The sequence below is a fragment of the Sphingopyxis sp. genome (assembly GCF_035998905.1).
Classification (GTDB): domain Bacteria; phylum Pseudomonadota; class Alphaproteobacteria; order Sphingomonadales; family Sphingomonadaceae; genus Sphingopyxis.
In genome coordinates, this window is the sequence record NZ_DASYHG010000030.1 from 84,598 (window position 1) to 110,593 (window position 25,996).

The following is a 25,996-nucleotide window of genomic DNA, read 5'->3' on the forward strand; positions in this document are numbered from 1 at the left end:
CTGCCTGCGCCGCCCCCAAGCGGATTGGCACCCCACCTGCGCCAGCGCGGTGGAAATTGCAAGTCAGGCCGCGGCGGCGCGGCGCACTTGCTGGTCGGCGGGCTCATAGAGACCGCGCAGGCGCGGGCTCGCGACGAACTGGTCGGTCTGTCCGAGCACCGTCTCGCCTGCCCCCAGTACGAGGAAGCTTTGCGGCGCCGCCATCGCGCGGAGCCGCGCGAAGGCCTTCTGGCGCATCGGCGCCGAGAAATAGAGGAGGAGGTTGCGGCAGAAGATCAGGTCGGCGGGGCTTGCGAGCGGCGGCCGGTCGGTGAGCATGTTCTGCACCGAAAAATCGATCCGGCGGCGCAAGTCGGCCTTGGCAAGCCAGCCCCCCTCGGTCTGGTCGAACCAGCGCACCATGCGCTGCACGGGCAGGCCGCGCTGGATCTCGAACTGGCTGTAAATGCCGACACGCGCGCGGCTGATCGCGTGATAGCTGACGTCGGTGCCGACGATATCGACCTGCCAGCCCGCCCATTTCTCGCCCTGTTCGGCGATGAGCATCGCCATCGAATAGGCTTCCTGCCCTGTCGACACACCGCAATGCCAGATCGTCAACCGGCGCCGCAGCTTGTTGATCTCGCGAATCTGTTCAAGCGCTGTCGCAGCTATTTCGTCGAAGACACTATACTCACGGTAAAAATAGGTTTCGTTGTTGAGCATCGCGTCGACCGTATCATCGAGCAGTTGCCGGCTGTTCGAGGTGACAAGCGCCGCGACCAGTGCGTCGAGGTCGGCGATCCCATGGCGCTGCATCACCGGTTTGAGTGACATTTCGATCCGCCAGATGCGGTTCGGCGACAGCGTCTGGCCGGTCCGCGATTCGAGCACCCCCATCAGCACCCGATAGGCCGATTCGCTGGCGCTACCGCCCATCATGGCTTGCGGCGCCCCTGCCCGCGCCCCGGCAGGAAGCTGCCAAGCATCAGTGCGATCGCGTCGGGGTTGAGCGTCGCCGCGGCGATACCCGCCTTGGCGACCGCGCCCGGCATCCCCCAGATCACGCAGCTTTCGGGCGCTTGCGCGAAGACTGTCCCGCCAGCCTCCTTCACGCGCGCTGCGCCGATCGCCCCGTCGCGGCCCATGCCGCTCAGGATCACCGCAATGCCGCCTTTTCCATAGACCTCCGCGAGCGAGTCGAGCATCGGGTCGGCCGACGGGCAGCAGCCATTGTCGACGACGCGGTGGTCGAGCGCGATTTCGTAACGGCCGCCATTGGCAACGACGAGAAGATGCGCGTCGCCGGGGGCGAGATAGATGCAGCCGCGCTCCACCGCCATGCCCGCCGCGGCAACATAGACGCGGCGCGTCGCCATCGTCGCGATCTGTTTGGCGTAAAATTCCATGAACGCGTCGGGCAGATGCTGGGTGAGCAGGATCGGGGCGCTGATCCGGGGATCGAGATGCGCGAGGAAATTGGTGAAGGCGGGAATCCCCCCCGTCGAGGCCGCGACCGCGATACATTCGATCGGCTGGTCGGTGTCGATCGCGAGTGCGGGCGGCGCGGGCGCGCGGCGTTCGGCGACGGGAACCGGCGCGGGATGATCCTGCCGATGGCCGAGCGTCATGATCCGTTCGGTCAGCACTTCGGCGAAGCGGCCCGAAAAGCTGCCGCGGCCGGGTTTGGCGAGCGTGTCGCTGGCACCGAGGGCAAGCGCGTCGATCGCGGCGGGGCCGCCCTCTACGCAGTTCGACGAGAGGATGAGGACGCGGGCCTTTTCAGCGCGTTCCAATATGTGCGGCAACGCGTCGATGCCGCTCATCCCGGGCATTTCGATATCGAGAACGACGACGTCGACAGGCTCGCGCGCCAGATAATCGAGCGCGTCCTGCGCCGAAGCAACCGATGCACAGATTTTGAGGCCCGGCCGCTGGTCGACGATACGTTCCAATATGCTGCGAACGACAAGGCTGTCGTCGACGAGCATCACGCGCACCGTGCGGGCGGTTGGTTCAGGGTCAGATATCAGGGGTTGTGGCCGGCCCATGGAAACAGCCTCAAGCGATACCGACGAGCTGCAGCTTTCCTTCGAGCGTTTCGCGGTCGAACGGCTTCATCACATATTCGTCGGCGCCTGCTTCGATCGCGGCGCGGATATGATCGATGCTGTTTTCGGTCGTGCAGAAAACAACCCGCGGCCGTTCTTCATGCCCATAGTCGAGGTCGTTGAACGCGCCGAGGAACTCCATTCCGCTCATCACCGGCATGTTCCAGTCGAGCAGGATGACATCGGGGCGATTGGCGCGGCAAAAGGTCAGCGCCTCCTGACCGTCGGCTGCCTCTTCGACAGCAAAGGACATGCTTTCAAGGATATGGCGCGCGACCTTGCGAATGACTTTGCTGTCATCGACCACCAGACAAGATTTCGACATCAAATTAACTCCGACCCCCGGGATTTGGGCCTGTTTACGGTGAAGGGGTGTTCAGCCCGTTAATAGACGGCAGGAATCATGCAGCCTTTAAGGCGGGTAAGGTGATGAAATGCGACGGATCGACGACGAGCAGCGAAGCACCGCGATGTTCGATCATCGCATCGGCGACGCGCGCCCATCCGGGGAGCAGCTTGCCCGCGATCCGCGTTTCGGGCGCTTCGATGAAGCAGACATCCTCGATCTCGTCAGCGAGTAGCGCATAGCCATGTTCGGCGACCTCGACGACGATGACGCGCTGTCCCGGCGCAACGAGCACGGGGGGAAGGCCGACAACGACGTGCGGATCGATCAGCGTAAAGACGCGGCTGCGCAGCGCAAAAAGCCCCGCAACATGCGGCGGTGCGGCGGGAACCTCCACCGGCGTGCCCACGGTGACGACCGAATTGATCGCGCGGCTGCGCAGCGCGACGCCCGTGTCGGCAATGCGCGCGACGAGGTAGAGCTTGTCCATCATGCGCATTCTCCCCCAACCTGACGGCGCAGCGCGTCGAGCAGCGCCTGCCGGTCATATCGATAGACGGTTTCGTCCCCGGGACCCGCGGCCGCGATCGAGGTACGCAGGCGGATCACCGGCACACCGCCGGCGTCATCGCAGTCGCCGCCCTCGGCGGTCAAACACAGCAGCACGTCCGGCGCCTCGTCGGACGGCGCATTGGCGGAGATGACGCGGTAACCCGCGCTTCGCAGGATCGGCGCGAGGAAATTGTCGCCCCAGCCGTCATGGTCGTCGGCGAGGCGGCAGAGCGGCTGGCGCAGCGTGAGCGCCACCGCCCCGGCAGCATATTGTTCCATCAGCCAGAAGGGGTCGATGAGTTCGACCGGCTCTCCGCCGACGAGCACGACCCCGGCGATCAGCCCGGGCGCGGCCGACGGCTGCACCGCGTCGGGCAGGCGAACGATGTCGATCACCTCGACGATCGGATAGCAGAGCACCGCCTGTCCGTCGTAGAGGCGGAGCAGCTTCAGCGTCCCCTCGCCTGCCGGCAAGGTCGCCGCATGGACGGGAAAAATATCGTCGCCGATCTGGACCTGAACGCGGCCCGCGCTTTCGAACAGCGCCGATGCGGACACTTCCTCGACGCGCTCGATCACCGACAGGCGGACGCCGCGGACACGGGCATTTATGTCGCGGAACAGAAGCAGTTGCGCGGCGTTGCGCACCGCCGCCGCTTCCGCCTCGGCCTCGGCCATCCTGTCGTGGCTGCGGCCCGCTTCGCTCGCATCGATCGCCGACGCGGCGAGCATGCCCTGGACGTCGAGCAGCAGCACCGGCCGGCCGTTGTCGGGCAGCGTCGTGCCCGCATAAAGTCCCGTCGCCATGATCATCGGCGCGGCGGGCTTGATCACCAATTCCTCATGATCGTGGATCGCCGCAACGCTGAGCGCATAGCTTTGCCCCTGCCCCGGACGGACGATGACGAGCGCGCGGTCGTCGACATCGTCGCCGTGATGGCGGCCGCGGCCAAGGACGGTTTCGAGCCGAAGCAGCGGATATTGCTCACCGCGCACCGTCGCGAGCTCGCCGCCGCCGACGCGGTCGATGCGCACGCTGTCGCCGCCTTCGAGCAGGATTTCACGGACGGCACCGCGCGGGATCGCAAAATATTGCCCCGCCGCGCGCACCATCAGGCCCGAAATAATCGTCAGCGTCATCGGCACGCGAAGCAGGATCGTCAGCCCGCGCCCCTCTTCGTTGCGCAGTTCGACGACGCCGCCGATCTTTTCGACATTCGCCTTGACGATATCCATCCCGACGCCGCGGCCCGAAATGGCGGTGACCTTTGCCGCGGTCGAAAATCCGGGGCGGAAGATCAGTTCCAGCTTTTCCTTCGTTCCCAGTGCGCGCGCCTCGGCCGCGGGGACGGCGCGCGAGGCGACCGCCTTGGCAACGAGCGCATCGGGCGACAGGCCGCGCCCGTCGTCCTGGATCGCGATTTCGATCTGGTTGCCCGACTGGCGGGCGGAGACCGATATGGTCGCGGTGATATCCTTGCCCGCCGCGACGCGATCCTCGAGCGCCTCGATGCCATGGTCGATCGCGTTGCGAACGATGTGGATCAGCGGATCGCGGATATTCTCCATCATCTCACGGTCGAGTTCGACCTCGCCGCCGCTTGTCTGGAAAGCGATCTTCTTGCCCATCTCCTGCGCAAGGTCGCGGACGATGCGCGGCAGCGGCGCGAACAGCTTGTCGATGCGCTGCATCCGCATCTGGCTGACCGACTGGCGCATCCCGGCGATCGAGTCCGAAAGGCGGTCGAACGAGGCGATGACCGACGGGTTTGCGCCCGATTCGCGGAGCATCCGCGCGAATTCGTTGCGCGCGAGGACGATGTCGGTGACCCCCGTCATCACGCTGTCGAGCAAAGGCAGCGGCACGCGGATCGAGCGCCAGCTTTGCAATTCGGCGCTGAAGTCATCCTCGCGGCGGAGCGGAACGCCGGCAACCTCGAACGGTGCATCGAGCATCGAACCCTGCTCGGCCAGCGCGCCGATGACGTCGCGGTCGTCGCCCGCGGGTTCGGTTCCGTTCTGGCCCAATGCCGTGCACAGGTCGCTCAGCCGGTCAAGGATCCCGAGAACGCCCGAGACGAGCGCCGCGTTTGCCTGGCGATTGCCGCGACGCACCTGATCGAGCGCGTCTTCGGCGGCGTGCGACAGCGCGGTGACGCGCGGCAACGCGAGGAAGCCCGAGCTGCCCTTGATCGTGTGGACGAAGCGAAAAATGGCGTCGAGCTGCGCGCGGTCGGCCGGGTCGGCTTCCCATGCGACGATAGCCCCACCCGCCTCGGCGAGGATTTCCGCCGTTTCGGCCAAAAAGTCGTTCAGCAGATCGTCCATTGCCGTCCCGGTGCGCCCCAAAAACTGAGGCTGCACCATGGCGGACAATGGTTAAAAGTGGCTTTACCCGCGACTGCGGAGGACGGCCCCAACCAGCAACGACGTCGGGGTTTCGCGTGCGAGCATGACCGTGCCGTCATTCTGGCGCGCCACCGCCTGCACCAGCACCGCAGGCGCGGTGCGCGACGTCATCGGGCTCGCGCCCTCGCCCTCGGCAAGGATGCGTTCGACGTCGGCGTCGAGGAAGATGCGCTCGGCCTCGACATGCAGCGCGATCTCGATGCTCCCCTCGCCCTGCTTTTCGCAGCCGATGTCGAGCCGCCCGCCGCGTACCAGCGCATCGACAAGCAGCAACGACAGGTTGAGGATGATCTTCACCGCAGGCTTGGGCAGCGGGTCGGTTCCGATCATCCAGTTCAAGTCGATCGCGCGGTCGCCGATGATGCCCTGGATCGCCGATTTGGCCTCGTCCGCGGGAACAAGCTCGCCGAAACCGCCCGCCGACCCGAACGCGAGGCGGAAGAATTTGAGCTTGTTCGCCGAGGTCCGCGCGCTTTGTTCGAGCAGCTCGAAACAGCGCTCGCGCATCGCGGGGTCTTTTTCATCGGCGAGCAGTTCGAGGCCGTTGGCAAAGGCCCCGACGGGACTCAAGAGGTCGTGACACAGGCGCGAGGCCAGCATCGAGGCGAAATCGACGCGATCGTCGGTCATGGATGAACGGGCTCCCCAGCGCAGTGTCCGGACGTTTCCGGCGTGCGCCGCTCCTACGGCACCGGAGCGGTCCAGGGCAAGCGCGATACGGTGGGCCGTGGCCCTTGAATTCCGGCGCCCCAAAACCACATTCCAATCAATGCAGGGGGATGACGACATTTTGACCGTGGCGCTGGCGGATAGCGCGGCCGGGCTGCGGCTCGACCGGGCCCTTGCCGAAGCGCTGCCAAGCCTGTCGCGCGAACGCCTGAAAAGCCTGATCAAGGGCGGCCGCGTCGTCGACGCGGGCGGCAACATCCTCTGGGACCCGTCGGCGAAGGCCGCGGCGCCCACGACGATCGAGGTCCGCCTGCCCGCCGCGCTGCCCGCGCATAATGTTGCGCAGGACATGGATCTGGTCATCGCCTTTGAGGACGAGCACCTGATCGTCGTCGACAAGCCCGCGGGCATGGTCGTCCACCCCGCCGCGGGCAATCTCGACGGCACGATGGTCAACGCTTTGCTCCACCATTGCGCGGGACAATTGTCGGGGATCGGCGGCGTCGCACGCCCCGGGATCGTGCACCGTATCGACAAGGATACGAGCGGACTGATCGTCGCGGCGAAGCACGACAAGGCGCACGAGGGTCTCGCAAAGCAATTCGCCGCGCACAGCATCGACCGCCGCTACCTCGCGCTCGCGACCGGCCGGCCGATGCCCGCGAACGGCACGATCGATGCGGCGCTCGGGCGATCGAGCACGAACCGCAAGAAGATGGCGGTCGTTGCCGAGGGACGCGGCAAGCATGCAATCACCCATTATCGCACGATCGAGCCGCTCAAAAATGCGACGTTGGTCGAATGCCGGCTGGAAACCGGACGCACGCATCAGGTACGCGTTCACATGATGCACATCGGCCACCCGCTGGTCGGCGATCCGGTCTATGGACGCGCCAAAAAGCCGCTGTCGGAGGTACTGAAAGCGCGGAATTTCGCGCGGCAGGCATTGCACGCGGCCCATTTGGGCTTTATTCATCCGGTGACCGGTAACAGGATCGCGCTCGACAGCGAACTCCCAGCGGACATGCGGGAACTGATCGATGAATTGCGCGTTTAGGTTTCGAATGAAAATCTATTTTGACCGCCGGAGCCAACCGCGGCATATTTCTCCTCTGAAAATAAGGGAAGTCTCTACCCATGGCTAACAAAAGCAATGTTCCGGCAACGGTGCCCGCACTCGGCGGTGAGGCGAGCCTGAACCGCTACCTGGCCGAAATCCGCAAATTCCCCCTGCTCACCCCTGAGCAGGAATATATGCTCGCGAAGCGGTTCCAGGAACATGGCGACAACGAAGCTGCGGCGCAGCTCGTCACCTCGCACCTCCGCCTCGTCGCCAAGATCGCGATGGGCTACCGCGGCTATGGCCTGCCGGTCAGCGAGCTGATCAGCGAAGGCAATATCGGCCTGATGCAGGGCGTGAAGAAGTTCGACCCCGAACGCGGCTTCCGCCTCGCAACCTATGCGATGTGGTGGATCCGTGCCTCGATCCAGGAATTCATCCTGCGCTCGTGGAGCCTCGTCAAGATGGGAACCACAGCGGCGCAGAAGAAGCTGTTCTTCAACCTCCGCCGGATGAAGAACAACCTCGCGGCGTTCGAGGACGGCGACCTGTCGCCCGAGCATCTGACCAAGATCGCGACCGACCTCGGCGTCACCGAGGAAGAAGTCACCAGCATGAACCGCCGCATGGCGATGGGCGGCGACACCTCGCTGAACGTCCCGATGGGCGAGGACGGCGACAGCCAGTGGCAGGATTTGCTGGGCGACGAAGGTCCGTTGCAGGACGAACGCGTCGCCGAGGCCCAGGAACGCGACGTGCGCCATTCGCTGCTCAACGAAGCGCTCGAAACATTGAACGAGCGCGAGCGTCACATCCTGACCGAGCGCCGCCTGACCGACGACCCCAAGACGCTCGAAGACCTGAGCCAGGTCTACGACGTCAGCCGCGAACGCGTGCGCCAGATCGAAGTGCGCGCGTTCGAGAAGCTGCAGAAGGCGATGCTGAAGCTCGCGGGCGATCGCCGGCTGGTCACCGCTTAATCCGCGCTACGCCTTTGCGTCCGCAGTTAAAACGCGCGGATGCAAAGGACGCCGCCGAATTCCTGGGGTGCGAACCTCAGAACCGGCGAGCAAAACCAAAATAGAGTTCGACGTCGGGGCTGTCGCGATTGAGGCCGACATTGGCGCCGATGTCCCACTGGCTGTCGGCATCGGGTTGCCAGCCGGCCGAAAGCCCGGCCAACGCCTCGGTCGAGCGTCCGCCGGGATCGCGGTCGCGGGTCAGCGACACTTCGGCGGCCATCGAAATATCGTCGGAGACGCCGAAACCCAGCCCGACGACCGAGCCATAGGCGAGATGGCGACCGTCGCCATCGCCGTCGACCGCCGCCTCGACGTGCGGGGTTAAGCCAAGTGACACCGCACCGAGTTCGAAACTGACCGGCACGATCAGTCCCGCACCCCAGTCGCCCGCGCCGACACCCTCGCCGCCGACCGGCAGCGTGGCATAGGGCATCAATGCGATCGACGTTCCCGAACCGTCGGGATTCTTCAAATTCTGGCGCAGCGCGAGCGTGACGTCGCCCGTCCGCGTCCGGCGCGTCACGTCGCCGCTCGCCCGGTCGCGTTCGCGCACATGCCCCAGCATCGTCCAGCCGACCTGCACCTCGAGCGAGGGCGTGAGCCCCGCGCGAAGCAACGCGTCGCCGAACGCGAAGGCGTCGGTGCGGCTCGCAGCATTGCGGTCGAGCGTCCAGTCCGCGATCCCGACCTCCAGCATGACGGCGCCCGCATCGACGGTGCAGGCGGGCGTGCCGAGTCCCGGCCGGTCAGGGCAAAGATCGCGGCGATCCTCCTGCCCCAGCGCCGGCGCGGCGAAGGCGAGCGCGGCAAGCAGCAGGGCGGGTCGAAGCGGCATAGAGGTTTCCTTTCACCCTTCTTCTTTTCCGAAATTCGCCCGATCGATCAAGCCCGCTTGCCTCGGGACGGCAACTGGCTAATTTGCCCGCATGGCGACTTCCTCCCGCGCAAAGACGCGCAAGCTTCCCTGGTATCTGCGACCGTTCAAATGGCTGCTGTGGTTCATCGCGATCTCGGTCGCGTGGGTGCTCGTCTATGCCGTCGTACCGCCGCCGGTGACGCTGACGATGCTGCTCGACAGCAACGGGATCACCAAGGATTGGGAAAGCCTGTCGAACATCGACCGCAATATGGTGCGCGCGGTGATCGCCGCCGAGGACGGGAAATTCTGCAGCCACGACGGCTTCGACCGCGACGCGATCGAACAGGCGATCGAACGCAACGCCAAGGGCAAGCGCATGCGGGGCGGATCGACGGTCAGCCAGCAGACCGCGAAGAATGTCTTCCTGTGGCAGGGCAGCGGCTGGACGCGTTATGTCCGCAAGGTGCCCGAGGTGTGGTTCACCTTCCTGATCGAGAAAATCTGGGGCAAGCGCCGGATCATGGAAGTCTATCTGAACGTCGCGGAGACGGGCATCGGCACCTATGGCGTCGAGGCGGGTGCGCAGCGCTATTTCAAGCATGGCGCCGCCAAGCTGGCGCCGCGCGAGGCCGCGCGGATTGCCGCGATCCTGCCGCTTCCCAAGAAGCGCGAAGCGGTGAGCCCGTCGGGTTTCACCCGCCGCTATGGCAACACGATCACCGCGCGCATCGGCCAGGTCCGCCGCGACGGGCTGGATGCGTGCGTTTACAAATAGCATCGATTCCAGAGTTTTTGAGGGACACCGGCGGTTCTCTGGATCGCCCCCGAAGGAAGTGACATGCCGGACAAAGACGAAGCCGCCCGGACACCGCGAGGACCGGCGGACCTGTGGATGGAGCGCTTCAATGCTCCGGGTCTGAATGACCAGAAAAGATATGATTTGTTGGTCGAACAGTTCGCCTCCGTGGGCAAAGATGCCCTTATACGCCCGCCGTTTTTCTGCGATTATGGTCACAACATATCTTTGGGGGCGGGTGCATTTCTGAACTATAATTGTGTCATCCTCGACGTCGAACCGGTCATCATCGGCGAAGGGACGGCTATCGGTCCGGCCGTCCAGATACTCGCCTCCGACCACCCTCAAGACCCTCTGTTGCGGAAACAGAAGATACGCTTCGGCCGCCCCGTGACCATCGGCGCCAATGTCTGGATTGGAGGCGGGGCGATCATCCTGCCGGGCGTGACGATCGGCGACGACGCAATCGTGGGTGCCGGGAGCATTGTCACGCGCGACGTTGCCGCCGGCGCCACCGTGATCGGCAACCCTGCACGGGAAAGGTGAAGGCCTGAAACAAGTTCAGGACAACGCGGCAGCTACGCCGGCTTCCAGCTCTTCCGCTCTTCGGCCTGCTTCAGCACCTCGAACGCCGCCTGCCCCGCCGCGAAGCGCTTCGCAGCCTCGGCGTCGCCCGGCTTGACGTCGGGGTGGCATTCCTTGGCGAGGTTCCGCCACGCCTTTTTCGTCGCCTCGAAATCGGCATCGGGTTCGAGGTCGAGGATTTCGAGCGCGCGCATCTCGTCGGCGCTGCGGCTGCCGTCGCCCGACCCGCCCCACGCATAATGTTGCGCCCGCGCATAGCTGTTCGCGCCGCGCGCCTCTTCGGCCGCGCGCGCCGCTGCATCCTCTGCGCTCAATCCTTCGAAATAGTCCCAGCCGCGATTATATTCGGCGGCGTGCGTCTCGCAGAAGTACCAGCGTTCGGGGCTGTTCGGCGACTTGGGCGCGGGGCAGTTTCCGGGTTCGGTACAACCATGGCGATCGCACAGGCGCACCTTTTGCGCCTCGCGCGACGAGCCATAGGGGCGCCAGCGGGGAAAACCCCAATCATCGGATCTCTTGGCGCGGCTCATCTTTACCATGTAGCGGCTGGGGCGCGCGATTGCTAGGCCAAGGAGGCCGAAAACCTAGTCTTTCGGCTTGTAACCGAACGCCTTCGCCGCGAGCTTCACGACCGCCAGGTCGCGATCGGGGGGCGTCATCGGCACGGCCGCCTCCAGTGTTTCGACGATATAGGTCAACGCCGCGATGCGTGCCGCCTTCTTGTTGTTGCCGTCGATCACCTTCCACGGCGCCCAGCGTGTGTTCGTCTGCGCGAACATCTCTTCCATCGCAGCGAGATATTCCTTGCGCTTCGACCGGTTGCGATAGTCCTCGGTGCCGGTTTTCCAGCGTTTCCAAGGATCGTCGAGGCGATCGGCGAAGCGCCTGTCCTGTTCGTCCTGTGTGATGTGGATGAAAAGTTTGACGAGGTTCGTCCGGCTTCCCGTCAGCTGCGCCTCGAACTCGTTGATTTCGTCATAGCCCTTGCGCCATTCGGCCTCGCTCGCGAAGCCCTCGACGCGCTCGACAAGCACGCGGCCGTACCAGCTGCGGTCGAAGATCGAAATTTCGCGGTTGCCCGGCAAGCGTTTCCAGAAACGCCAGAGAAAATGGCGCGCCTTTTCCTCCTCATTGGGGGCGCTGATCGGCCACACCTCGAAATAGCGCGGGTCGAGCGACGCGGTCAGCCGCTGGATGATTCCGCCCTTCCCCGCCGCGTCCCAGCCTTCGAACATGATGATGCTGCGCTGGCCGTGAATGATATGCGCAGCCTGAAGCCGTTCGAGCCGATCCTCGAGCGCCGCGAGGGTATCGGAATAGTCGCCGTCATATCTGGCGCCGGTTTCAAAGTCGGAAAGGGAGATGCTCATCCGGCCACCCTAGCGCGAGCCGGCCTTCCGACCAAGCGCGCGATCGGCCGATGTCATTTTCTGGTACAGCGCGCACGGTGTTCGTTACGCGCAGCGGATCAGAGCAGCTCCGCGAGCAGAGCAGCGACGCGCGCCGGGTTTTCCATCGGGATGAAGTGGGTCTGGTCGCCCCACAGTTCGTCGCGTTCGGCGCCGATCGCCGGGCCGAGCCCGGTCCACGTCGGGCTCAGCGAGAAATCGAGCTCACCGCCGCGCTCGCCCGTCGGGGCACGGATGACGGTCGACGGCACCGACAGATAATGCAACCACTCATGCGGACTGGTGCGCAGCGCATTCTGGTAGACCGACGCTTCGAGCGCCGGGGGACAGGCCAGCTCCAGCCCCTCTCCGTCTGCGACGGGAAGCAGGCCATGGATGCAATAGTCGGCGAGAACGGCCGTATCCCAGTTCGCATAGGGCGGCCGATCGGCGAAACGCGCGCGCATCTCTTCGGCGCATGTCCATGCGTTGCGGCGGCGCGCTACCGGATGATCGGTCGGATCGGGGATCGGGCCGGCGTCGCCCGTGTAGAAGGCAGGGTCCATGATCACCGGATCAATGAGGACGAGGCGGGCGAAAGCAGCGGGCCGCTGCGACGCGAGCCGTGTCAGCACATAGGCGCCCATGCTGTGGCCGCAGCCGACGAGCGGGTGGCCGCCAAGCCCGTCGAGCAGCGGCAGCAGCGCATCGGAGGTCGCCGCCCAGTTGGCGAGCGTCGCAGGGCGGTAGCTGCGTCCATGGCCGCGATGGTCGGGCGCGATGACGTGCGTGCCCGCGGGAAGCGCCGCGACGACCTGGTCCCAGAGCCGTGCATGGAAACCCGTCGCGTGGAGCAGGAGCAGCGAAGGCCCATGCCCCCGCTCACCCCATTCGAACCAGCAGATGTCGCCTTCCGGCGTTTCCAGCCGGTGCTCCCGCGGCTCGCTCACGCCTTAGCTCTTCGGACCGTCGACGAGGCGGATGCTGAGTTCCTTGAGCTGTTTGTCGCTCACCGGCGCAGGGGCGCCCATCATCAGATCCTCGGCCTTCTGGGTCATCGGGAAGACGATCACTTCGCGGATATTCGGCTCGTCGGCGAGCAGCATCACGATGCGGTCGACGCCCGGTGCCGAACCGCCGTGCGGCGGCGCGCCGAACTTGAAAGCGTTGATCATGCCGCTGAAGTTCGCATCGACGTCGGCCTGCGAATAGCCCGCAATCTCGAACGCCTTGTACATGATGTCCGGGCGATGGTTCCGGATCGCACCCGACGACAGTTCGACGCCGTTGCAGACGATGTCATACTGGTAAGCGAGGATATCGAGCGGATCCTTGCCGGTCAGTGCATCCATCTCGCCCTGCGGCATCGAGAAGGGATTGTGGCTGAAATCGATCTTGCCAGTGTCCTCGTCGGCTTCGAACATCGGGAAGTCGACGATCCAGCAGAATTCGAAACGGCTCTTGTCGATCAGGTCAAGCTGGTCGGCGACGCGCGTGCGCGCGAGGCCGGCGAGCTTCGCCGCCTTCGCTTCGGCGCCCGCGGCGAAGAAGATGCCGTCGTTCGGGCCGAGACCCATCGCGTCGGCGATCGCCTTCATGCCTTCCTGACCATGGTTGTTGGCGATCGGGCCACCGAACACGCCGTCCTTCTGCGTCGCATAGCCGAGACCCGGGAAGCCTTCCGACTGTGCCCAGCTGTTCATCTCGTCGAAGAATTTGCGGCTCTTCTCGTGCGTTTCGGGCGCGGCGACGGCGCGAACGACCTGGCCTTCCTCGACCATCGTCGCGAAGCGGCCGAAGCCCGAACCCTTGAAGAAGTCGCCCACGTCGTGGACGAGCAGCGGGTTGCGGAGGTCAGGCTTGTCGCTGCCATATTTCAGCATCGATTCGCGGTAGGGAATGCGCTTGAACGGCAGCGGCGACACGGTGCGGCCCTTGCCGTCGAAGTCCGCGAACTCCTCGAACACGCCGTGGAGCACCGGTTCGATGGCGTTGAAGACGTCGTCCTGCGTGACGAAGCTCATCTCGAAATCGAGCTGGTAGAATTCACCCGGCGAGCGGTCGGCGCGCGCATCTTCGTCGCGGAAGCAGGGCGCGATCTGGAAATAGCGGTCGAAGCCCGCGACCATCAGCAGCTGCTTGAACATCTGCGGCGCCTGCGGCAGCGCGTAGAATTTGCCGGGATGGACGCGGCTGGGCACCAGATAGTCGCGTGCGCCCTCGGGGCTGCTCGCGGTCAGGATCGGCGTCTGGAACTCGGTAAAGCCCTGATCGATCATCCGGCGGCGCAGCGACGAAATCACGTTCGACCGCAGCACGATATTCTTGTGCAGCCGCTCGCGGCGCAGATCGAGGAAACGGTTCGTGAGGCGGATTTCCTCAGGATATTCGGTCTCGCCGAACACCGGCAGCGGCAGACGATCGGCGGCGGACTGCACGGTCACCGCGCTCGGATAAATTTCGATCTCGCCAGTCGCGAGCTTCGGGTTGAGCGTCTCGGGCGAACGCGCGGCGACCTTGCCGGTGAAGGTCAGGACGGACTCGGGACCCATGGCGTTGACCGTCGGATAGAGATCCGAACCCGTCTCGACCACGATCTGGGTGATGCCATAATGGTCACGAAGATCGACGAAGAGGACATTCGCATGTTCGCGCGTCCGATGCACCCAACCTGAAAGACGGACTTCCTCACCGACGTTGGCGGCGCGAAGATCGGCGCATGTGTGAGTACGATAGGCGTGCATTTTTTCGTCTTTCAAAATCCGGGGAAGCACGGTCGAACGCCGCGCCAACATGGCCGCGCCTAAGGCAGGTCGGCGCGCCATTTGTCAAGGGTTGACGGCCAAATCAGCAGGTCAATCCGAGGCCATCGAGCACCTCGCTGCCGAACAGCGCGCGGTGCGCCGGATCGGGGAGCAATCGGTCGCGCGCGGCGCGCCAGCGGCGAAAATCCTCGCCATAGTCGGCGGCGACGCGCACCGCGTCGAGCCAGCAGCTCTTTGCCCAATGGCGCGTGAAGGCGACGCCCTCGGCATCGAGGCGTTCGACGACGCGCGCATAGGCGTCGGCGGTACGCTGGCTGCGCGGGCCGTCGAAATCGATCACCGCATTGTGCGGGAAACGCGCGGGGGCGAGCAACCCCTGCGCCCGCTCCATGAAGCGCACCGTGACCACGGTCGAGCCGCCATGCCGCGCATAGACCGCGCAAACCAGTTCGAACACATGCGCAAGATCGGCGCGGTCGATCGTCACCGAGGCGTTGAACAGGTCGGCGAGCGGCCGGTGCGTGTCGAGCCCCTCCCCCCAGCTGCCATAGACCGGCGGCGCGTCGACGTCGGGACCGCTCGCATAACCCTGCTTCATCGCGAATTGCAGCAACGGCCCCCGCGCCCACGGATAATCGTTGAGGAAACGGCCGAGCAGGCTGAGCGCGTCATAACCCGCACCGAGCTGCCCCGGCGTCGCGCGCGGATAATCGTCGCGCCATGGCTCGCGATAGAGGAAACGCAGCATCGCCGGCCGCTTGAACGGCTTGTACGGGTTGACGATCATCTGGACGAAATCGGGATCCTGATCGAGAGCATAGGCGGCCGAAAAGCGCCGGAAATCGCCCGCAGCAAGCCAGCCCAGCGCCGCCGCATCGACCTTGCGCAGATTCTGGATCGGGCGAACGAGGAATTTCGGGACGCTGTCGACGACGAGCGCGGTGACGATGCCGAGCGACCCCACCGGAAGCTGCGCGGCAGCGAACATCGCGTCGTCACGCAACGGCGTCGAACCCGTGTCGGCGACAAAGGTGTCGCTCATCACGCCCGCCTCGGGCTCGATCCAGTGGATGCCGGCGGGCGTGACGACCTGCACCGCACGGATATGGTCCTGGATACCCCCGCGCGCGATCATCGATCCGTGGGTGCCGGTGGCGGCGGCACCCGCGAACGTCTGGCCATTGCCCGCGCCGCTCGTCCACAGCGAGCGCCCCTGTTCCTCGAACTTGTCCGACACCTCATCGACGAGCGCGCCCGCTTCGACGAGCATCAGCGTGCTTGCGTCGATGCCCGGCCGCACGTCGTCGGCGCCGATCCGAAAGCAGCGGTTGAAGCGGCGCGTATGGAGCAGCCAGCTTTGCGAACTGATGTTGACGTTCGACGGCGACCAGCCCGCGCCGAGCGGCCGGACGCGGCGCTTCGCCGCCGCCGCCTGTGCCAGCCAGTCCTGCACCGATTTTGCCGCGATCGCGATCTCGTCGCGTCCGCGCGGCGCGTCGCCGCTGCGCAAGGCAAAGCGCGTCGCCGCCTCGCACGTGCCCGTGCCATGATAGTTGGTCCAGCGCCCCTCGTCGCCGAGCTTTACGATGGGCATCACGCGTCTCCCAGCGGCTGGACGCCGGCGTGCGCGCGCCAGGCAACGGTTACCGGCCGAAGGAAGCCGAAGGTCGCGATGGCAACGAGCATCTGGCGCCGCGTCGCAAAGACGCGGACGTCGCACAGGCCATGATCGGATTCGGGCGTCACGAAGGGCTGCGCGGCCTGCGCCGCAAAGCCCCAGCCCTTCAGCGTCACGACCATCGATTCTTCGTCGAGCGGCCGCGGGTTGGCGATCGATACGAAAACATCCGCCTGCCCCGCAGCATATTGCCCGAAAAGCAGCGCAAAACCGAGCGCGGCAAGCGCCCAACCGAGCCACATCATGCCCATTTTCCCTTCGTCTTTTTCCCCAGCCGGTGTTCCGGCTCCGCGACCCGAAGAGCACGGACAATTTTTCCTGCCCGTTACTTCCAACTAGCTGTATAGGCGCGCTATGCAAGTCCATCCGTTGATCGAAACCAGCGCCGCGCTCGTCGAATTTTGCGACCTCATCCGGGACAGCGATTTCATCGCCGTCGACACCGAGTTCATGCGCGAAAACACTTTCTGGCCAGAGCTTTGCCTGATCCAGGTGGCCGACCGCGACCATGCGGCGGCGATCGATCCGATGGCCCCCGGCATCGATTTGAAGCCGCTGCTCGACCTGCTCGTCGCCAATGAAGATATGCTGAAAGTCTTTCATGCGGGCGGGCAGGATGTCGAAATCATCTTCAACCTGACCGGCAAGACCCCGCACCCGATCTTCGACACGCAGATCGGCCAGATGGCGATCGGCCAAGCCGAACAGGTCGGCTATTCCAACCTCGTCGAAGCGTGGATCGGCATCCAGCTCGACAAGGGCGCGCGCTTCACCGACTGGAGCCGCCGTCCGCTCGACAAGCGCCAGATCGATTATGCGATCGGCGACGTCACCCATCTCGCGAAGATTTTCCCGATGATGCTCGACAAGCTGATCAAGACCGGCCGCGGCCACTGGCTCGACGAGGAAATGGAAAAGCTCGCCGATCCAGCCAATTACAGCGTCGACCCCGACAAGGCGTGGCAGCGGATCAAGATTCCGTCGCGCAAGCCCGACGTGCTCGGCCGGTTGCAGGCGCTCGCCGCATGGCGCGAGCGCGAGGCGCGTTCCAAAAACCTGCCGCGCGGTCGCATCGTCAAGGACGAGACGCTCGCCGACCTCGCCGCCCATCCGCCAAAGGATCAGGACGGGCTCGGGCGCGTCCGCGGGCTGTCGGCGACGTGGAAATCGAACGACATCGGCGCGCGATTGATGGACGCGCTGACCAATGCAAAGCCGATGGCGAAGGACGACATGCCCGATCGCGCGCCGCGCGGACCCGGCCTCGGCAAGGAAGGCGTGCTCGTCGCCGACCTGCTCAAGCTGCTGCTCAAGATTCGTGCGCGCGAACTCAATGTCGCGGCAAGACTGATCGCACGCAGCGACGACCTCGAAGCGCTGGCGGCGGGCGGGCGCGAAGGCATCGCGATGATGGAAGGCTGGCGTTACGATGTGTTCGGCCATGCCGCGCTCGACCTTGTCGAAGGCCGGATGGGTTTCGCGGTCAAGAATGGCAAGCTGGTGATGAGCGAGATCGACAGCGCCGCCTGAACGGCTGGCACCATATCATTTGCGCGGGACCCGGCGTTGCCCCATAATCGGGCGCGCGCCATTTCCCGCGAAATGAAGGAGCAAGCCATGCGTTTTCCCGTCGCTATCGCCCTCGTCGCCATCGGCCTTGCTGGCTGCAACGCGTCGCCGAAGAAGACCGAAAGCCCGGCCGCGGAAACGGCAGAATCAAAGGCGCCCAAGGCCGACGCTGCGGCGACGCCCGCAACCGAACTCGTCCGCTATAGCTGCGCCGACGGATCGACCGTCGAGGCGCGCTATCCGACCCCTGAAACGGCGCAAATCGTGACCGCCGGAAAGACCGTCGACATGACGATCGCGCAATCGGCGAGCGGCGCGCGCTATGTCGGCGGCGGCTGGCAATGGTGGACGAAGGGCATGACCGACGGGATGCTCGCGCCGCTGAAGCCGGGCGAGGATATCGCATCGGCCGCGGGGACCACTTGCACGTCCGCCGCCGCCGCTCCGGCCGCGAACTAGGCCGCGCCGCCGCCCAGCAAATCGATTACCGGTTCTGCGTCGAGCGCGTTCCCCAATGCGCGCAGGCGCCGGTCGACGGCTTCGCCCATCAGGTGGTGCCATTCGGGCGCAACCGATAGCCGCAGCTTGCCGTCCGTAAGCGCGATCGAACTGCCTACGAGCGGCGCCTGGATGCCGCCGGTCAGGCGCTGCGCGAGGCGGATCGCGAGCCCCCATTGGCGCGCCCGCGCCAGCCGTTCGGCCGACACAAGGCCGCCCATCGCCGGGAATTCGGCATCGGCACCGCCGAAGCCAGCATAAAGCGCGCGCGCGAGGAGGATGCGGCCCGGGATATCGATGCTGCGCCAGTTGCCGTGCAGGCCGATTTCGGTGCCGCGTTCGGCGCGGAAATCGGGGTTCGCCGACCAGGCGACGTCGCTGAGCAGGCTGGCGGCGAGACGGACGCGGCTGTCGACCGGCGCCTCGTCGGCGAACAGCGGCGCGATCCATTCTGCGATCGCGCGGCCGTGCGGGGCGAAGCGCGCGAGGCGGCGGCCCTCGAATTCGGCGGCGACGATCAGCGGGTCCTGCGCGCGCGTTTCGGCGTCGAGCGCCTGATAGAGCAATCCTTCCCGAAGCCCCGACGACGACACCGTCATTTCGGGCACGTCGAGGATGTTCACGAGCGCCGCGAGCAGTGCCGCCGCGTCGGGCAAGGCCGCGGCGCGGTTCGACGCCATGCCGGGAATCGCGCGCAATTCCTCGAAACTCAGCCGCCTGGTCGCACGCGTCAGGCGGCGCAGCGCGGTGCGCGGCAGGCTGTGCTGGTCGAGCACCGCAAGCGGGTCCTTCGTCAGTTCGAGGTCGAGGCGCGAGAGCGCACGCCACGACCCGCCGACGAGATAGAGCGGCAGGCCGGTGAGACCTTCACCGGGCCAGCCGGCCGCGCGGAGCATCTTGCGCACCGAACGCTCGAACGCCTGCTCGCCGTCCTTGCGAAGCGCGGGCAAGCGGAGCACCCCGAGCGGGAAGGATGCGCGGCGACCGACCCTTCCGTCCGACACTTCGGCCAATTCGAGGCTGCCGCCGCCGAGATCGACCGCGATGCCATGCGCGTCGGGAATCGCGGCGAGCACCCCATGCCCGGCAGCTTCGGCCTCTTCCTCGCCCGACAGCAGGCGGATGCTCAGCCCCGCCTCGGCCGCCGCGGCGATGAAGTCGGGGCCGTTCGCGGCGTCGCGCACCGCAGCGGTTGCGACGCATTGCACGTCCTGCACATCCATATGCTTGGCGAGCAGCGCGTAACGGCGGAGCGCGACGAGTCCGCGCTCGGCATCCTGCGGCGCGATCCGGCCATCGAGCGCGAGGCCGCGGCCGAGCCCCGCGGCGACCTTTTCGTTGAAGATCACCGCGGGCGCGCGCGCCGGCCCTTCATAGACGACGATACGCACCGAGTTCGAGCCGATGTCGATGACCGCAGAGCGGTGGACCGTCTGTTTCGGGGGACGCAGCAAACCGGGTTCCGTTTCAATCTTCGCGCACGTCGAAGGCAAGCGTCGGCACATCCTGACGCTTGTGAAGCGCGGTGCCGCGGCCCGACAGTGACGGGTTGTTCATAAAATAATGGTGCAGGTTGAATGGTTTGTCACCGGGAACCACGCGCACGGAGGTCCCGTCGGACTGAAGAATCCAGCTTTGTTCATTGTCGATCAGGTTCGCGACGAGCACCTGGTCCAATATCTGGTCGTGCACCGTCGGGTTTTCGATCGGGATCATATATTCGACGCGGCGGTCGAAGTTGCGCGGCATCCAGTCGGCGCTGCTGATATACAGCTTTGCCGCGCGGTGTGGCAGGGCCGCGCCGTTCGCAAAGGCCCATACGCGGCTATGTTCGAGGAAGCGGCCGACGACCGACTTGACGCGGATCGTTTCGGACAGCCCCGGCACGCCCGGACGCAGGCAGCAGATGCCGCGCACGATCAGTTCGATCGGCACCCCCGCGGCGCTCGCCTCGTAAAGCTTGTCGATGATATCGGGGTCGACGAGGCTGTTCATCTTCGCCCACACGCCCGACGGCTGTCCCGCCTTTGCCGCCGCGGTTTCGGCGTCGATCAGTTCGGACAGATGCGCGCGCATGTTGAGCGGCGACATGGTGATCAGGTCGAGCCGTTCGGGTTCGACATAACCGGTGATATAATTGAACAGCTGCGCCGCGTCGCGCCCGGCGCGCGGGTCGGCGGTGAAGAAGCTGAGATCGGTATAGATGCGCGCGGTCACCGGGTGATAATTGCCGGTGCCGAAGTGACAGTAAGTGCGATACCCCTGCCCTTCGCGGCGCACGACCATCGAAATCTTGGCGTGCGTCTTCCACTCGATGAAGCCGTAGACGACCTGCACCCCAGCGCGTTCGAGCTGGTTCGCCCAGAGAAGATTCTGTTCCTCGTCGAAACGCGCCTTGAGCTCCACCACGGCGGTCACCGACTTGCCCGCCTCGGCCGCCTCGATCAGCGCGCGTATTACCGGCGACTGGTTGCCCGCGCGATAGAGCGTCTGCTTGATCGCAACGACGTCGGGATCGGCCGCGGCCTGACGGAGGAAGGAGAGCACGACGTCGAAGCTCTCGTACGGGTGATGGACGACGATGTCCTTCGAACGGATCGCGGCGAAACAATCGCCGCCATGTTCGCGGATGCGTTCGGGAAAGCGCGCCGAATAGGCGGGGAATTTGAGGTCGGGCCGGTCGACGTCGACGAGCGCGGACAGCGCCGCGAGGCCGATGAAACCGCCGATCTTGGCGACGATCGCTTCATGCCCCTGGATATCGGCGCCCAGCACTTCGGCGATTTCGCCGGGCATGTCGGCTTCGAGTTCGAGCAGGATCACGCGGCCGCGGCGGCGGCGGCGGATCGCGGTGCGGAACAGGCGAACGAGATCCTCCGCCTCTTCCTCAAGCTCGATATCGCTGTCGCGAATGATGCGGAACACGCCGAGCGAGCGGATCGTGAAGCCCGGGAACAGCAGGTCGCCGAAAATCTCGATCAGATATTCGATCGGGACGAACGCGCCCGGCTGGCCAGGCACGGGTACGAAGCGCGCCAGCGAGGCGGGAATCATCACCAGTTCGCGGATCGTCTCGCCGGTCGCCTTGCGTTGAAGATCGAAGATGACCCCAAGGCCGCGGTTGGGGATGAAAGGAAAGGGATGCGCCGGATCGAGCACCTGCGGGGTGAGGATCGGGAAAATCTGGTCGATGAAATATTGGCGGAGCGCCGCGCGCAGCACGTCCTTGTCCGACCCGGTGCCGTGGACAACGATGCCCTGTTCGGCGAGCAGCTTGTGGAGCAATTGCCATTCGCTCTGCTGCTGGTCGACGAGGCGGTTCACCTCGGCCTCGATCTCGGCAAGCTGCTGCCCCGGCGAGCGGCCGTCGGCCGAGGGATCATCGATTCCCTGGAGCTGCTGGCCCTTCAGCCCCGCGACGCGGACCATGAAGAATTCGTCGAGATTGCTCCCCGAAATCGACAGGAAGCGCAGCCGTTCGAGCAAGGGATGCGCGGGATTGCGCGCTTCTTCCATCACCCGGCGATTGAAGGCCAGCCAGCTGAGTTCGCGGTTGAAGAAGCGTTCGGGGCCGAAAGTGGGCGGTGTCGCCGCGGTGGCGGCATCATTGTCTGCGCGTAGGGGGCCGCCGGCTATCGACATGTCGCTTCATCCTGTCTTTCGAGCAAATCGGGATCGATGAGCCCCTGTGACAGTAATGTTTCACGCGTAAGACGAATGCTAATGCCGCCCCCTTTTTCGAGCGACGCCGCGTCGAGCGCCGCGACGACGCGGTGGATCGCCGCATAGCTGCGTTCCATCCGCGGGACGATATAGGAGGCGACGCCGGGTGCGAGCGCCACACCGCGCTGCGCGAACAGCGCCTCGATCAGGTCGCGCGCAAGGCAGTCGTCGGGATCGCCGATCGTCAGCACCGGCACCGCCGCGAGGCGCGAGCGCAGGTCGGGCAGCGCGACATTCCATTCCGAAGGCCGTGCATCGGCGATGATCAGCAGCGGCGCACCGCTTGTCTGCGCGGCGTTCCACGCATGGAAAATCTCTTCTTCCGAAACGCTGGCATGGCCATCGATCACGCGGCCGCCGGTTTCAGCGGCGAAGAGGCGGCCCATCAGGCTGCGCCCCGATCCGCGTGGTCCGACGAGCACGGCGGTGCGGACGGGCCATGTTGCCGGGTGGCGCAGATAGCGCACCGCGTCGGCGTTGCTGGTGCCGACGATCAGCGGACCATCGTTGCTACCGCCGGCGCTCCAGTCGAGCGGCAAGGCGATCTGGCCGGGAGCGGCGCGCGCCATCAGCGGCTGATCCGCAGCGTGCTGCCGCCCTCCTGCACCTTGTAGCCGCGCGCGGCGAGCGCGGCCTTCAGCGCCGCGATATCGCCGCGGAAGGTCACGCGCATCACCGAGGTACCGCCCAGCGCGAGGCTGGTGGTCGAGGCCGACTGGACGCCCGATATACCGCCCACCGCGCGTTCGGTCGCGGTGACCGAATCGACGTCGGGGGAATTATATTGGACGGTGAAGCTCTGCACCCCGACCGGCGCCGTGGTCGGCACGCTGCTGTCGGTTTCGCTGGGCAGCGCCTCTTCATCGGTCGCGACCTCTTCGGGCAGGTCGGCCTTTTCGACCGGCTTTTCGAGGACGAGATAGGTGTCGGTGCGCAGCACACCGGCGGCCAGTGCGTCGATATAGATGCGATCCATCCGCGCGACCGCCTTTTCCATCATGTCGGGCAGCGCGGCGGGGCTGGGCCCGGTCATCGTGAAGCTGGAAATCAGCTTGCTGTCGGGGCCGAAGCGCGCAGTGAAATAGCCTTTGATCGGGCCGCCGGGATAGGAATATTCGACGCGTGCGATTGGCGTCAGCACGTCGGCGGCGCCATATTGATCGAGGATGACGCGCCACCAGACGCGGCCGCGGCGGCCGGTCTGCCCCGCGTTGATCAGCAGCGTGTCGGCGCCGGTTCCCGCGGTGCGGACATAGTCGATCGCGCTTTGCCCCGTATTATATTCGGCCCACGCGCGCTGCCATGCGCTGCGCTGTTCGAAGACCTGCGGGATGCCGTCGATCGAATAGACGGGAATCACGAGCAGCGGCGGCGAGCGCAAGGTCCGCCCACTGACGCCGAGAATCTGGCCGGCGCGGACGCGGTCGAACTGGACGCCGAGCCGCGCGACATAACGGCGCGGTCCGATCTGTTCTTCCTCGACGACGACCGCGGTGACGATCCCGTCGAGCACCGAATCGCCGAGCGCGGGACCGTCGCTGCCGTTCAGCTTGCGATAAAGCTGCGCCCAGCCCTTGCGCTGCGCCTCGCGCCAGCCCTTCGAGCGCGCGTCGTCGGCATTATCGCCGGTGACGTCGACGAGGATCCCGCTTGCGAGGAAATCGCCGCTGCTGTTGATCGGGGTGATGCCGCGATCGCCGCGGGTGATCTGGCCATCGACGATCCCGGCGACAAGAATCGCGCAGAACAGGCCGAAAAGTGCGGCCCAGCGCCAATCGCGGGGTGCCAGGGAGCGAAGCGAGAAGCTCGGGGCGAAGCGGGGAAAGGCAGCCGAAATCATATCTTCTCTATGCTTTGCCCAAAAGCGTGGCCCCGGACAAGGAAATCATGGCATTTCGTGGCCAGAGTCGTTAGTCGCGCTGGCCATGGATTCCAAGCACAACCCACCCGCCTCCTACACTTATGCGCAGGCCGGCGTATCGATCGAGACCGGCAACGCGCTGGTCCGTGCCATTGCCCCGCTCGCCCGTGCGACGCGTCGTCCCGGCGCCGACGCCGACCTCGGCGGCTTTGGCGGATTCTTCGACCTGAAAGCGGCGGGGTTCAACGATCCTTTGCTCGTCGCCGCGAACGACGGGGTGGGCACAAAGCTGAAGCTCGCCATCGAATCGGGCAAGCATGACGGCGTCGGGATCGACCTTGTCGCGATGTGCGCGAACGACCTGATCGTGCAGGGCGCCGAGCCGCTGTTTTTTCTCGATTATTATGCAACGGGCAAGCTCGACAACGATGTCGCGACCGAAGTCGTCGCGAGCATCGCCGAAGGGTGCAAGCAGGCTGGATGTGCGCTGATCGGCGGCGAAACCGCCGAAATGCCGGGCATGTATTCGGACGGCGACTATGACCTTGCGGGCTTCTGCGTCGGCGCGGTCGAGCGCGACCAGGTATTGACCGCCGACAAGGTTGCGGCGGGCGACGTGATTTTGGGCCTCGCCTCTTCGGGCGTGCATTCGAACGGTTTTTCGCTCGTGCGCCGGCTCGCGGCGGACAAGGGCTGGAAGCTCGACCGCCCTGCCCTCTTCGACCAGAATATCCTGCTGATCGACGCGCTGATGGCGCCGACCCGCATCTACGTGAAGAGCCTGCTGCCCCTCGTGAAGACCGGCCATATCCACGCACTCGCGCATATCACCGGCGGCGGCCTGCTCGAGAATATCCCGCGCATCCTGCCAAAGACATTGCACGCGCACGTCGACGCCGATGCGTGGGGCCAACCGCGACTGATGGCGTTCCTGCAGGCGCAGGGGAATATCGAGCCCGAGGAAATGGCGCGCACGTTCAACTGCGGCATCGGCATGGCGGTCGTCGTCGCCGCGAGCGATGTTGACACTGTTACCGCGGCGCTCGAAGCCGCGGGCGAGACCGTGTTCCGCATCGGCCACATCGCCGAGGGTGAAAAGGGCTGCACCGTGACGGGCGGCGCCGAAACGTGGAGCGCACGCGCGCCGTGGAGTGCGACGCATAATGGCTAAGGCGCGTGTCGCCGTCCTGATTTCGGGCGCCGGCACCAATATGGCGGCGCTGCTTTACGCCGCGAAGGCCGAAGCCTGCCCCTATGAGCTGGTGCTTGTCGGCAGCAACGATCCCGAAGCCCCGGGGCTGGCGATCGCCGGGGCCGAAGGCATCGCGACATGGGGTCTGTCGCACAAGGGCATGAACCGCGACGCGTTCGACGCACTGGTCGACGAACAATTGCGCGGCGTCGGCGCCGAGTTCGTCGCGCTCGCGGGCTATATGCGCATCCTGTCCGACGCGTTCGTCGCGCGATGGGCGGGCCGGATGATCAACATCCACCCCAGCCTGCTGCCACTCTACAAGGGGCTGAACACGCACAGCCAAGCCATCGAGGCAGGTGACAAATTCGGCGGATGCAGCGTGCACGTCGTGACGCCCGGCGTCGACGAGGGGCCAGTGCTCGCGCAGACGCCGGTCGCGATCCTTCCCGGCGACACGGTCGAAACGCTCGCGCGGCGGGTGCAGTTCGCCGAGCATCAGCTCTATCCCGCCACCCTCGCCGCGTTCGTGACGCGCGAGCGCTCGCCCGACTATCTGCGCGCCCGCGTGCGCGAACTCGCGATGGCGCTGCCCGAGGCCGACGAGGTCACCTCGCACGGCATGCCCTGCTTCGGGATCGTGAAGGGCAAGAAATTCGCCTATTTCACCGAAGATCATCACGGCGACGGCAAGATCGCGCTGCTGGTAAAGATCAGCGGCGCCGAGGAGCAGGCGATGCTGATCGAACTCGATGAAGAGCGTTATTACCGCCCCGCCTATTTCGGCGACGGCTGGGTCGGCATCCGCCTCGACCTCGGCGACACCGACTGGGACGCGATCGGCGAATGGCTGCGCAAGAGCTGGCTTGCGGTCGCGCCGAAAAAGCTGGCAGGGCTGATGGGAGTTACGGAAGAGTTCTAGGCAAAGAGGGGC

At 65.5% G+C, this 25,996-nt stretch carries 25 protein-coding genes; 8 read left to right on the forward strand and 17 right to left on the reverse strand.

Going from position 1 to position 25,996, the window contains the following annotated elements; all coding sequences use genetic code 11:
* Window positions 1–63: 63 nt before the first annotated feature.
* From VGN62_RS19950 to VGN62_RS19975, 6 genes are all read right to left on the reverse strand, one after another.
* On the reverse strand, window positions 64–921 hold the full coding sequence (locus VGN62_RS19950; RefSeq protein ID WP_327457213.1) for a protein-glutamate O-methyltransferase CheR: 858 nt from the start codon (window positions 919–921) through the stop codon (window positions 64–66).
* Window positions 918–2,030 carry a chemotaxis-specific protein-glutamate methyltransferase CheB gene (gene cheB / locus VGN62_RS19955; RefSeq protein ID WP_327457215.1) on the reverse strand — a complete coding sequence of 371 codons (1,113 nt, stop codon included), beginning with the start codon at window positions 2,028–2,030 and terminating at the stop codon, window positions 918–920. The genes VGN62_RS19950 and cheB overlap by 4 nt, the downstream gene beginning before the upstream one ends.
* 10 nt (window positions 2,031–2,040) lie before the next feature.
* Window positions 2,041–2,415 (reverse strand): response regulator, encoded by a 375-nt coding sequence (locus tag VGN62_RS19960; RefSeq protein WP_058802094.1) that lies wholly within the window; start codon window positions 2,413–2,415, stop codon window positions 2,041–2,043.
* A 76-nt stretch (window positions 2,416–2,491) separates the two neighbouring features.
* Entirely contained in the window at window positions 2,492–2,929 is a 438-nt protein-coding gene (locus VGN62_RS19965; RefSeq protein WP_327457220.1) for a chemotaxis protein CheW, read from the reverse strand.
* Window positions 2,926–5,316, reverse strand: a complete 2,391-nt coding sequence (locus VGN62_RS19970) for a chemotaxis protein CheA (protein WP_327457222.1) — start codon at window positions 5,314–5,316, stop codon at window positions 2,926–2,928. The genes VGN62_RS19965 and VGN62_RS19970 overlap by 4 nt, the downstream gene beginning before the upstream one ends.
* 63 nt (window positions 5,317–5,379) lie before the next feature.
* Window positions 5,380–6,027 (reverse strand): histidine phosphotransferase family protein, encoded by a 648-nt coding sequence (locus VGN62_RS19975; RefSeq protein WP_327457225.1) that lies wholly within the window; start codon window positions 6,025–6,027, stop codon window positions 5,380–5,382.
* Between the two features lie 139 nt (window positions 6,028–6,166).
* Here VGN62_RS19975 and VGN62_RS19980 point away from each other — a divergent pair, with 139 nt between their 5' ends.
* Together VGN62_RS19980 and rpoH are read left to right on the forward strand one after the other, a co-directional pair.
* On the forward strand, window positions 6,167–7,123 hold the full coding sequence (locus VGN62_RS19980) for an RluA family pseudouridine synthase (RefSeq protein ID WP_327457227.1): 957 nt from the start codon (window positions 6,167–6,169) through the stop codon (window positions 7,121–7,123).
* Between the two features lie 80 nt (window positions 7,124–7,203).
* Window positions 7,204–8,106 (forward strand): RNA polymerase sigma factor RpoH, encoded by a 903-nt coding sequence (gene rpoH / locus VGN62_RS19985; protein WP_293648630.1) that lies wholly within the window; start codon window positions 7,204–7,206, stop codon window positions 8,104–8,106.
* Between the two features lie 76 nt (window positions 8,107–8,182).
* On the opposite strand, the gene VGN62_RS19990 is transcribed toward rpoH, so the two are convergent.
* Entirely contained in the window at window positions 8,183–8,983 is an 801-nt protein-coding gene (locus VGN62_RS19990) for a transporter (protein WP_327457234.1), read from the reverse strand.
* Between the two features lie 91 nt (window positions 8,984–9,074).
* Between VGN62_RS19990 and mtgA the strand changes: the two genes are divergently transcribed.
* Together mtgA and VGN62_RS20000 are read left to right on the forward strand one after the other, a co-directional pair.
* Entirely contained in the window at window positions 9,075–9,782 is a 708-nt protein-coding gene (gene mtgA, locus VGN62_RS19995) for a monofunctional biosynthetic peptidoglycan transglycosylase (RefSeq protein WP_327457236.1), read from the forward strand.
* A 63-nt stretch (window positions 9,783–9,845) separates the two neighbouring features.
* Complete coding sequence (locus tag VGN62_RS20000; protein WP_327457238.1) at window positions 9,846–10,349, forward strand: sugar O-acetyltransferase; 504 nt, start codon at window positions 9,846–9,848, stop codon at window positions 10,347–10,349.
* Window positions 10,350–10,381: 32 nt separating this feature from the next.
* Here VGN62_RS20000 and VGN62_RS20005 read toward each other — a convergent pair whose 3' ends face one another.
* The 6 genes from VGN62_RS20005 to VGN62_RS20030 all read right to left on the reverse strand — a co-directional run bounded on the left by VGN62_RS20005 (window position 10,382) and on the right by VGN62_RS20030 (window position 16,464).
* A complete protein-coding gene (locus tag VGN62_RS20005; RefSeq protein WP_327457240.1) occupies window positions 10,382–10,918 on the reverse strand; it encodes a J domain-containing protein in 537 nt (178 codons plus the stop codon).
* A gap of 54 nt (window positions 10,919–10,972) precedes the next feature.
* Window positions 10,973–11,758, reverse strand: a complete 786-nt coding sequence (locus VGN62_RS20010) for a polyphosphate kinase (protein WP_327457242.1) — start codon at window positions 11,756–11,758, stop codon at window positions 10,973–10,975.
* A gap of 98 nt (window positions 11,759–11,856) precedes the next feature.
* A complete protein-coding gene (locus VGN62_RS20015; protein ID WP_327457244.1) occupies window positions 11,857–12,726 on the reverse strand; it encodes an alpha/beta hydrolase in 870 nt (289 codons plus the stop codon).
* 3 nt (window positions 12,727–12,729) lie between these two features.
* The gene (gene aspS, locus VGN62_RS20020; RefSeq protein ID WP_327457246.1) at window positions 12,730–14,520 is read right to left on the reverse strand and encodes an aspartate--tRNA ligase; all 1,791 of its coding nucleotides are present in this window, start codon (window positions 14,518–14,520) and stop codon (window positions 12,730–12,732) included.
* Between the two features lie 103 nt (window positions 14,521–14,623).
* Window positions 14,624–16,135 (reverse strand): FAD-binding protein, encoded by a 1,512-nt coding sequence (locus tag VGN62_RS20025; RefSeq protein WP_327457248.1) that lies wholly within the window; start codon window positions 16,133–16,135, stop codon window positions 14,624–14,626.
* A complete protein-coding gene (locus VGN62_RS20030; RefSeq protein WP_327457250.1) occupies window positions 16,135–16,464 on the reverse strand; it encodes a hypothetical protein in 330 nt (109 codons plus the stop codon). The genes VGN62_RS20025 and VGN62_RS20030 overlap by 1 nt, the downstream gene beginning before the upstream one ends.
* Window positions 16,465–16,573: 109 nt before the next feature.
* On the opposite strand from VGN62_RS20030, the gene rnd reads away from it, so the two are divergent.
* Window positions 16,574–17,749, forward strand: a complete 1,176-nt coding sequence (gene rnd / locus VGN62_RS20035; protein ID WP_327457252.1) for a ribonuclease D — start codon at window positions 16,574–16,576, stop codon at window positions 17,747–17,749.
* Between the two features lie 87 nt (window positions 17,750–17,836).
* Window positions 17,837–18,247 (forward strand): MliC family protein, encoded by a 411-nt coding sequence (locus VGN62_RS20040; protein WP_327457254.1) that lies wholly within the window; start codon window positions 17,837–17,839, stop codon window positions 18,245–18,247.
* On the opposite strand, the gene VGN62_RS20045 is transcribed toward VGN62_RS20040, so the two are convergent.
* Genes VGN62_RS20045 through VGN62_RS20060 form a run of 4 tightly spaced genes read right to left on the reverse strand, consistent with a single transcriptional unit; the run spans window position 18,244 to window position 23,849 of the window.
* Complete coding sequence (locus VGN62_RS20045; RefSeq protein ID WP_414713308.1) at window positions 18,244–19,791, reverse strand: Ppx/GppA family phosphatase; 1,548 nt, start codon at window positions 19,789–19,791, stop codon at window positions 18,244–18,246. The two genes, VGN62_RS20040 and VGN62_RS20045, sit on opposite strands and share 4 nt — an antisense overlap.
* Complete coding sequence (locus VGN62_RS20050) at window positions 19,754–21,928, reverse strand: RNA degradosome polyphosphate kinase (protein WP_327457260.1); 2,175 nt, start codon at window positions 21,926–21,928, stop codon at window positions 19,754–19,756. The genes VGN62_RS20045 and VGN62_RS20050 overlap by 38 nt, the downstream gene beginning before the upstream one ends.
* Window positions 21,919–22,578 carry an HdaA/DnaA family protein gene (locus VGN62_RS20055; protein WP_327457262.1) on the reverse strand — a complete coding sequence of 220 codons (660 nt, stop codon included), beginning with the start codon at window positions 22,576–22,578 and terminating at the stop codon, window positions 21,919–21,921. Before VGN62_RS20055 ends, VGN62_RS20050 begins: the two co-directional genes overlap by 10 nt.
* Entirely contained in the window at window positions 22,578–23,849 is a 1,272-nt protein-coding gene (locus VGN62_RS20060) for a heavy-metal-associated domain-containing protein (RefSeq protein ID WP_327457264.1), read from the reverse strand. The genes VGN62_RS20055 and VGN62_RS20060 overlap by 1 nt, the downstream gene beginning before the upstream one ends.
* A gap of 85 nt (window positions 23,850–23,934) precedes the next feature.
* Here VGN62_RS20060 and purM point away from each other — a divergent pair, with 85 nt between their 5' ends.
* Both purM and purN read left to right on the forward strand, forming a co-directional pair.
* Window positions 23,935–25,041: a phosphoribosylformylglycinamidine cyclo-ligase gene (gene purM, locus VGN62_RS20065; protein ID WP_327457266.1), complete on the forward strand. Its 1,107-nt coding sequence runs from the start codon at window positions 23,935–23,937 to the stop codon at window positions 25,039–25,041.
* Window positions 25,034–25,984, forward strand: coding sequence for a phosphoribosylglycinamide formyltransferase (purN, locus tag VGN62_RS20070; protein ID WP_327457268.1), 951 nt, complete (start codon window positions 25,034–25,036; stop codon window positions 25,982–25,984). Before purM ends, purN begins: the two co-directional genes overlap by 8 nt.
* The last annotated feature ends 12 nt before the right edge of the window (window positions 25,985–25,996 follow it).